This window comes from Photorhabdus temperata (assembly GCF_025384845.1).
Taxonomy (GTDB): Bacteria; Pseudomonadota; Gammaproteobacteria; order Enterobacterales; family Enterobacteriaceae; genus Photorhabdus; species Photorhabdus temperata.
In genome coordinates this window covers 1-8,652 of record NZ_JAJAFX010000089.1, presented here as the reverse complement: position 1 = coordinate 8,652, position 8,652 = coordinate 1, and the positions used below count along the sequence as shown (strand labels likewise).

The window sequence follows — 8,652 nt, the reverse complement described above, 5'->3', positions numbered from 1 at the left end:
CGTCAATATCCCATGCTGGATGACGAGCCAAAGTTCTCCATTCACTATCATAACAAGATATTTCCCACAGCAACCACGGTTCATCGGTCTTAGAAGCATCAATCGCATATTCAAGCATTGAATCAGCGTGCACGTGTCTTTTATTGTCTGACATTGTTTAATCCTCTAGTTCCTCTGGATAGCTCATCCAGCAGTTTAATTTAATAAATTCATTATCAGATTCGATAACAACATTTTCATGTTCAACTGTTAGCCATCCACCATTCAATTCATCGGGAATTTCTAGTTCGCAGTTCTCCCAATTATCACCGAAACGTTCTTTTAGCAGTTCAATTAGTTCTGCTATTGTCATGATGTGTACTCCTGTTATTAATTTAATAATTGGCTTCCCTGCCGACATTTCCCTATTTTCCCGGTGTGGCGAAATATTAATTACTATACGGTAAAATTACTATAGGTGATATTTTATATATTCTTTTATATAATTTCGGGTCTTTTTTGTAAAATCTAACTTTATCTGAAATAGATTTATTTGAAATATTATTATGTTTTAAATTAGACATGAATATTTTGTCACACAATATATATATTTCTTTATTTTTAATATGTTCCATGTGTAATTCAAATGCTATTATAAGTCTTCCTTTTTGTCGCTCATTCCTTTTTTGTCTATAATCACTGTAATGAGATTTAAATTCATGTTTTTTTATTGATCGATTATATGTATTAGTAATTGATTCAAATTTAAATTTTTTAAAAATATATTCTCTGAGATTTTTAGATATCGAGCACGTTACATGCTCATAAAATAAAGTGGGATAAGGCAAACAAATAACATCTATTTCTTTTTCCATTGATTCAATATAGTTTATAGCATATTTTTCAAAACGCAGGATTTCATCATTAGATAAACCAAAACTACCTAAATTATATTTGTGGAAAAATATTTGAGTTCTCATGACAATCACCTTTATTTATTAACTCACAACAGCCCACTATAAATGAGCTGGAATTAGTTATTTGATGAAGCTGACTTTGATATAGCAGATCGGACATGATGTTAATTGTTTTTCAATAACGCATTGCTCTGCTGCTTCCATTGAGTCGAACACATGAAATACTTTTTCCATAATTACCCCCTTGCCGTAATATCTTTGCTACTTTTCTTGCCGACTGAGTAGAGAAATACATCAGGTAAGCAGCAGTTGTTAAATGAATCAATAACAGGTGTAGTTCTTACCGAAACGGCCTTTTCAGTCCGATCCATTGCTCGACGTTTAAGATAAAGAGTAGGGCGTGTAGGCTTAACTTCTTCATCAGGATTAATACCGTGAGCTTGGTTATATGCCTCAGTCAATGCCTGTCTATTGTCACGACGACGTTTAGCGGCGTTGTTATATGCGTAGCATTTCATAAATTTTCTCCTGTTGATTTCTGGTTACACTGTTGATACAGCGCAGTCAGAAACCGACTTGTTGAAAATGTGCACTTTTCAGTGCTATCTGTTAAAGAGCGAAACTTCCTTGTTAGTTACTTTTCCTAAATATCAGCCCTCTATAAGAGAGAAGACTGGTATTTAAGGCCCCTCGCGGGGCTATATGCATTACTTCTTAAATCCCATCATGCGTAACCAGCTATTCAGATCTTTGCGGCTTTTGAAAACTGTAGTGCCTAATTTCCCGCCTGCCGCGCAAGACCAGTCAAACCACACTTTTACGTTTGCTGCATATTGAGTAACTCTGCCGCTGTAGCCGTTCTGTACGAGATATTGCTTACCTGTAAATTTATCTACGTACATTGTTGCGTTGTTGTATGCGTTCATCGTGATCATCCTCTGTTGTTTGTTGTGTTTGTTTCTCAGCACTTGCGAATCATCTACCTCTTCATCTGCCGGTAGCAGCTACTTCGTGGGCTTTCCTTGCCTGTTCGTCTGTGTGCTTTTGATGTGATGCATAATCACATATTGTGTTTTATTAATCAACACGTTTTGTGATATATTTTTGTGAGAAAGAACCATGTGATTGATTTTTCTGTTAATTTGTTTTGAAAAAATTTTTCTGGGGTAGGGTTTTGGCTGGTTTGGTGAGAAGAGGGCATAAAAAAGCCACCGGGTAGGTGGCTCAGATGGGCATTACCAGTCTGGGATCTCACGCAATGAGTATTTTATTTTGCCATTGCCCCAGCACTTACACAGTCCCTCGAACAGGGAACACTTTGTTATTAAAAAAATTTCTTATGCTTTATTTTTGCTTCTCTTCTGTGATAATTCTTCTAGTAACTGATTGTAATACCGTTTTTTTTCTTCAAGAGTTTTTAAAAGTTCGTCAGCTTCGCTGTCCGGTAATTCATCAAATAATTCTAAAAGAATTTTTTGTCTCTTTGATAGTTCCTGGCATGTCTCACTGGCTTCATTTCCTTGTGAAGATTCTGCATCACCAAACATCAATTCAGCAGGAGAAACACCAAGGGCTTTAGATAAAATGACAGCATCATCAGCGCTGACATTTCTAGTGTCAGATTCATAGTTTCCTATTCTTGACTGAGAGGCCCAGCCGCATCGTTCCGCGAGTGCAGCTTGGCTCATTTTTTGTTGGTTTCTGAGGCGCTTAAGTCTTGCGCCAACACTTTCATTTGTTTTCATGGATTCTTATTTAACACAGCGCGTGGTTTTTATCTCTCACAATTCGTGTTTACAATGAATCACAAATCGTGTTTAATAATGATGCTTAGATACAAGGGGTAACAATGAACAAAATATCATCAGCAAGGAAAGTGATTGGTATCACTCAAGCTGAATTAGCAAGAATGCTTGGGTGGTCACAGTCACGTATTGGTAATTATGAATCTGGAATTAGAAATCCAGATTTACATTCATGCCGCAAAATTGTGTGCGTACTGAATTCATTGGGTGGAAAGTATTGTCTTGATGACATTTTCCCACCCAGAGCAGCATAGCAATAAACCGCACGAGCCGGTAGGTAGCTCGCCGCTCTTTAACATCTCAGCACTGAAAAGTGCATTCCTCACTAAGCGGGGAGCGTAGCCCAGTTGTTGGGCTATTAACTTTATTTTATTTAAGGAAATTTAACAGATGAATATCGCAATGGAACGCAAAACTAAAGAAATCGAATCACGAATAAGAAAGGGAATTGTCATTACCGGGCCGAAGCATGTTGCTGATGCTTGCGGGGTGCATCAATCACAGATAAGCAGATGGCAAACAGAGCAAACCGGCTTTGTGACTAAAGCAGCCAAGTTACTAGCTGCTATTGGGTTTGAAGCCCCGGTAAGCGAGGTTGTGATTCACGGAGAAGAAACAGCACAGATAGCTAAAGCGTTGCAAGAGATGCTATCTCACTTAAGAGAAAGCGCCTCGTCTGCGGGAACAGGCGAGGCTAATCAAATATGAATCAAGCGGGGGAAATGAGAGTTCCCCTATACCACTAACAGGTGAATTATGCACTTAGAAGAGATGGAAGTCCATGATGAAGTGATAAGGCATGCGGAACTCCCTAAGAACTTCAGATCAAAAGGTTGGATATATGTTTTGAGTAATAGTTGCATGCCCGGCGTTTATAAAGTTGGTATGACAACCAATGCACCAGAAACTAGAGCCAGAGAACTCTCATCAGCGACTGGTGTTCCAGTTCCGTTTGTAGTTGAAGCTGCATTTTTCTCAGAAAATCCAGGGAAAGATGAGGCTGAAATTCACGACTTCCTTGACCGTTATAGAGTGAATGAGTTAAGGGAATTTTTTAAGGCTCCTCTGAAAGAGGTTTTGTATGCCTTTCATGAGTATGGACTGAAAGGTAGGGATGAAAAAATAGAAGAAATAGCTATTTATAACCACGTAATAAGCACCGAAAAACTTGACGAATTAAATATTGATTCTCTTTTTGAAGATCTTGGATTTGATACTTTTGGAAATAAATTAGCCATAGCTGAAAGGCTAATAAGAATATCTGTTGAGCTTATTAAATCCGCACACCGAAAAGGGCTCTCTTTCTATTTCAATGATGGTGATTTAATTCTAATAGAACCAGCGGATCAACAGCATCTAAGAGAACACTGCAAAATTGAAGAACCGAAGATGCCTAAATTTATAGAGGACTTAATCAATGGCTAGGTCACGAAATATTAAACCCGGCTTTTTCACAAATGATGATTTAGCTGAATGCGAACCATTAGCGAGATTATTATTTGCTGGCTTGTGGACTATTGCCGATCGCGAGGGTCGGCTTGAAGATAAACCTCGTAAAATTAAAGCAATGGTATTGCCGTATGACGATACAGATTGTGACAAATTACTTGCTCAGTTACATGATAAAAACTTTATCACCAGATATGCAGTAGATGGAAATGAGTTTATTCAGATTAATAACTGGAAGAAGCACCAAAACCCACACTGCAAAGAAGCGGCTAGTGAAATACCCGAACAGGTAACGCAAGGTGCTGATAATAAAGAAGCACCAGAAGAGCACCATGCAAGTATGGTGCAAGCATCAGAAGAGCATGAAACTGATCCTGCTGATTCCCTTAACCTGATTCCTGATTCCCCTAACCCTATAAACACCCAAGCCGATGAACCGGCTTGTGCTGATGAAAATCAAAATCAGTCTGCAAGCGTTCACTCGATGTCGAGTAAGTATGCATTTGAGGGGCAGGTGATCCGTTTAAACAACAAAGACTACTCGGCGTGGGAGAATCTATACACGAATATCGATTTGCAGCATGAGCTACAGAGATTGGATTTGGAGTTTCAGTCTGAAAAGCCGAAGAATTGGTTTATCACTGCCAGTCAGAAATTGAACTACCAGAACAATCAGCAAGCTAATCGCTACAAGCGGCGGGTTGGTGATCGCATTGCTCAACCAGTACGCACAGAGCAATTTATTTCGGAGGATTTCTAATGAGCATGGCACAAACTCTGGCTCGTTTTCGTCGGATGATGCCTGAACATATCAAGCCAAAATTCACTAATGCTGATGATTTAATGGAGTGGCATCGTAAGCAGGGCGAGATTGACTCAAAACGCATTGCAGAAGAGAACCGGGTGAATCGCTTAAACAGAATCATGGGGCGCTCTGGCATCAGCCCATTGCACCAAAATTGCACGTTTGAAAATTACATCACTGATACATTGGAGCAACAAAATGCGCTGGCGAAAGCTAGGCGCTATGCTGAGAATTTTGGTCACTCGTTTGGTGGATTTATTTTCAGTGGCAATCCCGGTACCGGGAAAAACCACTTGGCAGCGGCCATCGGAAATCATCTCATTCAGAATGGCAAGAGTATACTGATTGCTACTTTGCCTGATTTGATGATGCGGGTACGTGAAACCTATCAACGGGATGCGAAAATCAGCGAATCTGCCTTGGTTGATGATTTGTGTGAAGTTGATTTGCTGGTGCTCGATGATGTCGGAGTGCAGAGAAAAAATCTGAATGAGGACCTGATAATTTTCCAGGTGGTTGATCGGCGTCTGGCAAACAAAAAACCGGTTGGCGTATTAACCAACTTGCCACAGCAACAGCTTGCTGATGTGTTAGGTGAGCGGGTGATTGATAGGTTGAGAATGGGATCGCCGATGGCTATCGGATTCACATGGGATAGCTATCGTCGGCAAGTTAAATAACCTATAGGAAGGACTTTTAATATGAACTGGATTAAATGCAGTGACAGATTGCCGGAATCTATAAAAACCGTGCTGATTTTAGTATCAGGTCGAGTTTTTTGCGGGTATTTATCAATGGACGAAGAAAATGGATTTTATATATCGTCAGGAGATGTATACATGGATTTAAATGCAGTTAGTCATTGGATGCCATTGCCAAGCCCACCGAAGGAGTTTTAAATGATTTATGACACTAAATTGCCGCATTATCTAACCCTTGATAAATGTCCGTTCTGTCAATGTAATGCCGAGTTATTTGCTGATGGTGAAGGTATTTATGCCGGATGTATTGGTGATAAATGTTTAATTAAGCCGATTACTCTCACGTACAGAACTAAGCGAGATGCTATCAGAGCGTGGAACTTACGAGCGCCAAATTCTGACTCAGATCCGATAATTCATGTCCGCGGAAAATTGAAGGTTGTAAAGGGGTAATAATATGAAAATGAAAACAGAAAATTTAACAGGCCGTGCATTAGATTATGCTGTTGCTATTTGTGAAGGTTGGGATTCAGATTACTTGATTAAAAATCTAGAGAATATACCTGAATATTCTACGGAATGGGGTGAATGCGGCCCGTTAATTGATGAGTATTTTATTAGTCTTATAGAGCGTGCTAAAGGTTGGTGTGCAGATAGACCGGGATTTGATGTAGTAACCGGAAAGACCGCAAAAGAGGCTGTTTGTCGTGCTATTGCAATAGAGCTTGATGATGAAATTGAAATCCCTGATGAACTTATAAAGTTATGGGATGAATGACGGAGGGGTTAAATGGAAGCTGATTTTTGTTTTCACGAATCAAATAAATCACAAGCTTGGGAAATACTGAAAGAAACACTGCAAACTAAACAACCGCATCGCATTATTATTAAGCCGTGGAAAAATAAACGCTCATTATCTCAAAATGCCACGGCTCATATGTGGTTTGGTGAGATAAGTCGTTACCTTATTTCTAACGGTGCCAAATATTCACCGGAAGATGTTAAGGAGATGCTTAAGCATACATTCTTGGGCTATGAAGTTATCGAGATAATGGATGTCACTACGCAGCTTACAGAGCGTGTCAGGACGCTTAAGCGGACATCAAAACTCGACACAGGGGATATGTTTCAGTTTATGGAAAGAGTTGAGCAATGGGCTGTGAGTATTGGTTGTTTCGTGACAATACCGGATAACAGCGAATATATGAAATTAAAACAGGAGCAAGATAAATAATGAAAGACTGGATAATCTATTTCTATGCGTTTGCGGGTATTGTAGCAACATTTGTTTTTGGGCTTATATGGCTGTCAGCGGCGGCAAGGCTATTTTATCTTTATGCGCTGTGGCAGCTTAAACGGGGTAAAAGAGCATTGCATATAGGCAGAGAAATGAAGAAAGAAGCGAAACAGCTTATAGAGTCTAATTTTCTCGCGGCTGCGGCTGCTTTTGAGAAAAAAGAAAGGAATAAATAATGGGTGGTTAAATGTCACAACAAACATCTCAGACTCAGCGAGTCATCAATAATCTAATCTATAAAATCCCATCTAATAACAAATCAAAGCCAGTTCCCACGGAATCAGAAGTTGAAACGTTTGATTACGTTTATAAGCTTCTGCGAGCGAAATGGGACAGACGGAGAAATAGAAATGAAAAAACCAGCGAGGCGGAAATGTAAAATATGCTGCGAATGGTTTATGCCAAAGTATTCGAATATATACTGGTGTAATCCAGAGCATGGCGCTGAATTAGCAATCAGAAAAAGAAACAGAGACAGAGAGAAAGCAGAGCAGGCATTAAAAAAGAAACGTCAGCAAGAACTAACAGAACAGAAAGATAAACTCAAAGCCCGTAAGTTAGCAGTAAAGCCACTCTCTTATTTTAAGAGCCAAGCACAGCAAGCGTTTAATGCATTTATTCGTGAAAGAGATAAAGACCTTCCGTGTATTAGTTGTGGGCGATTTCATGAGGGGCAATATCACGCAGGGCATTATCTAACAATTAAGGCTCATCCAGAGCTGCGATTTGATGAGGATAATGCTCATAAGCAATGCTCTGCATGTAATAACTATTTATCAGGAAATATAATTAACTATAAGCCTTGCTTGATTGAAAAAATTGGGCAAGAGCGATTCGACAGATTGATGTCTCATCATGCTTTGCAGAAATTGAAACGTGATGATTACGAGCAGATCCGAGATTATTACAAAGATAAACTCAGGAGATTAAGCAATGACAATCTTCACTGATATTGAGGCAGCGATAGAAGAAGCTCGCTTCAGGAGTGGTATTACAGGCAGGTCATTTGCTGTTCTGCAATGCAAATATGGTTCACTGAAAGTTATTCAGGATCGGGCAGTCAAGAGCAAAAAACACTCAGTAATGTTCTCAACCAAATATGACAAATATCATTCAGTTCTCCGGGGGTAAATAATGCGTGATATTCAAATGGTGCTTGAGCGTTGGGGATCATGGGCGGCAAATGATAACAGTGATGTTGATTGGTCGCCAATCGCGGCGGGGTTTAAAGGGCTGATCCCTAACAAAGCTAAATCGCGGCCACAGTGTTGTGATGATGATGGTCTTGCCGTGGATGCAGCTATGAGAAGGCTGAAAGATTATAATGCTTATTATTTTCAGCTTATTGTTATGTATTACGTGAGAAGAATGCCGCTTAGAATAATGGGGCCAAGGCTTGGTATTTCACATAATCAGGTAGCCAAACGACTGCAATCGGCAGAGGGATTTATTGAGGGGTGTCTGGCAATAGCTGATATTAAATTAGAAATAGATGAAGTAACTCAAAAAGAAAATATCTATCAGTTTGCATAAATAAGGGTTGTGTAATTACAAAAACCCATATAATGTGATAAGAGTGATAGCTATGTCACACAGCTTATCGAATTAACAAGCCTCGTACTCACGGGGTTTTTTTATGTCTCTAATGTCAGGCTGCGCATGGCGTGGCCTTTTTCTTTTCACGCCCGTAATCGCGGGG

The 8,652-nt window shown here is 39.6% G+C and carries 19 protein-coding genes; 14 read left to right on the top strand and 5 right to left on the bottom strand.

Annotated elements, in window-relative coordinates:
- Positions 1-157: 157 nt before the first annotated feature.
- The 5 genes from LGZ99_RS22480 to LGZ99_RS22460 all read right to left on the bottom strand — a co-directional run bounded on the left by LGZ99_RS22480 (position 158) and on the right by LGZ99_RS22460 (position 2,641).
- Positions 158-352: a hypothetical protein gene (locus tag LGZ99_RS22480; protein WP_036841528.1), complete on the bottom strand. Its 195-nt coding sequence runs from the start codon at positions 350-352 to the stop codon at positions 158-160.
- A 76-nt stretch (positions 353-428) separates the two neighbouring features.
- Positions 429-959 (bottom strand): hypothetical protein, encoded by a 531-nt coding sequence (locus LGZ99_RS22475; protein WP_011147149.1) that lies wholly within the window; start codon positions 957-959, stop codon positions 429-431.
- 173 nt (positions 960-1,132) lie between these two features.
- Positions 1,133-1,414 carry a transcriptional antitermination N peptide gene (locus LGZ99_RS22470; RefSeq protein ID WP_262979641.1) on the bottom strand — a complete coding sequence of 94 codons (282 nt, stop codon included), beginning with the start codon at positions 1,412-1,414 and terminating at the stop codon, positions 1,133-1,135.
- Positions 1,415-1,603: 189 nt separating this feature from the next.
- A complete protein-coding gene (locus LGZ99_RS22465) occupies positions 1,604-1,822 on the bottom strand; it encodes a hypothetical protein (RefSeq protein WP_036841537.1) in 219 nt (72 codons plus the stop codon).
- Between the two features lie 411 nt (positions 1,823-2,233).
- On the bottom strand, positions 2,234-2,641 hold the full coding sequence (locus LGZ99_RS22460) for a helix-turn-helix domain-containing protein (protein ID WP_036841539.1): 408 nt from the start codon (positions 2,639-2,641) through the stop codon (positions 2,234-2,236).
- A gap of 104 nt (positions 2,642-2,745) precedes the next feature.
- Between LGZ99_RS22460 and LGZ99_RS22455 the strand changes: the two genes are divergently transcribed.
- The 14 genes from LGZ99_RS22455 to LGZ99_RS22390 all read left to right on the top strand — a co-directional run bounded on the left by LGZ99_RS22455 (position 2,746) and on the right by LGZ99_RS22390 (position 8,486).
- Complete coding sequence (locus LGZ99_RS22455) at positions 2,746-2,955, top strand: helix-turn-helix transcriptional regulator (protein WP_036841540.1); 210 nt, start codon at positions 2,746-2,748, stop codon at positions 2,953-2,955.
- Positions 2,956-3,091: 136 nt separating this feature from the next.
- Positions 3,092-3,409, top strand: coding sequence for a CII family transcriptional regulator (locus tag LGZ99_RS22450; RefSeq protein ID WP_262979640.1), 318 nt, complete (start codon positions 3,092-3,094; stop codon positions 3,407-3,409).
- 48 nt (positions 3,410-3,457) lie between these two features.
- Positions 3,458-4,126: a GIY-YIG nuclease family protein gene (locus LGZ99_RS22445; protein ID WP_113040771.1), complete on the top strand. Its 669-nt coding sequence runs from the start codon at positions 3,458-3,460 to the stop codon at positions 4,124-4,126.
- The gene (locus LGZ99_RS22440) at positions 4,119-4,910 is read left to right on the top strand and encodes a hypothetical protein (protein WP_228940158.1); all 792 of its coding nucleotides are present in this window, start codon (positions 4,119-4,121) and stop codon (positions 4,908-4,910) included. The genes LGZ99_RS22445 and LGZ99_RS22440 overlap by 8 nt, the downstream gene beginning before the upstream one ends.
- A complete protein-coding gene (locus tag LGZ99_RS22435) occupies positions 4,910-5,635 on the top strand; it encodes an ATP-binding protein (protein ID WP_113040769.1) in 726 nt (241 codons plus the stop codon). The genes LGZ99_RS22440 and LGZ99_RS22435 overlap by 1 nt, the downstream gene beginning before the upstream one ends.
- Before the next feature lie 21 nt (positions 5,636-5,656).
- Positions 5,657-5,854, top strand: a complete 198-nt coding sequence (locus LGZ99_RS22430; protein ID WP_072008894.1) for a DUF551 domain-containing protein — start codon at positions 5,657-5,659, stop codon at positions 5,852-5,854.
- The gene (locus LGZ99_RS22425) at positions 5,855-6,109 is read left to right on the top strand and encodes a Lar family restriction alleviation protein (RefSeq protein WP_036841770.1); all 255 of its coding nucleotides are present in this window, start codon (positions 5,855-5,857) and stop codon (positions 6,107-6,109) included.
- Between the two features lie 4 nt (positions 6,110-6,113).
- On the top strand, positions 6,114-6,434 hold the full coding sequence (locus tag LGZ99_RS22420; RefSeq protein ID WP_036841768.1) for a phage protein NinX family protein: 321 nt from the start codon (positions 6,114-6,116) through the stop codon (positions 6,432-6,434).
- Between the two features lie 12 nt (positions 6,435-6,446).
- Positions 6,447-6,890, top strand: a complete 444-nt coding sequence (locus LGZ99_RS22415) for a YbcN family protein (protein ID WP_036841555.1) — start codon at positions 6,447-6,449, stop codon at positions 6,888-6,890.
- Positions 6,890-7,129, top strand: a complete 240-nt coding sequence (locus LGZ99_RS22410; RefSeq protein WP_036841558.1) for a hypothetical protein — start codon at positions 6,890-6,892, stop codon at positions 7,127-7,129. Before LGZ99_RS22415 ends, LGZ99_RS22410 begins: the two co-directional genes overlap by 1 nt.
- A gap of 11 nt (positions 7,130-7,140) precedes the next feature.
- A complete protein-coding gene (locus tag LGZ99_RS22405) occupies positions 7,141-7,332 on the top strand; it encodes a NinE family protein (protein ID WP_072008891.1) in 192 nt (63 codons plus the stop codon).
- On the top strand, positions 7,304-7,903 hold the full coding sequence (locus LGZ99_RS22400; RefSeq protein WP_036841561.1) for a recombination protein NinG: 600 nt from the start codon (positions 7,304-7,306) through the stop codon (positions 7,901-7,903). Before LGZ99_RS22405 ends, LGZ99_RS22400 begins: the two co-directional genes overlap by 29 nt.
- Entirely contained in the window at positions 7,887-8,084 is a 198-nt protein-coding gene (locus LGZ99_RS22395; RefSeq protein ID WP_051769804.1) for a hypothetical protein, read from the top strand. Before LGZ99_RS22400 ends, LGZ99_RS22395 begins: the two co-directional genes overlap by 17 nt.
- Before the next feature lie 3 nt (positions 8,085-8,087).
- Positions 8,088-8,486 (top strand): antiterminator Q family protein, encoded by a 399-nt coding sequence (locus LGZ99_RS22390; protein WP_036841563.1) that lies wholly within the window; start codon positions 8,088-8,090, stop codon positions 8,484-8,486.
- The last annotated feature ends 166 nt before the right edge of the window (positions 8,487-8,652 follow it).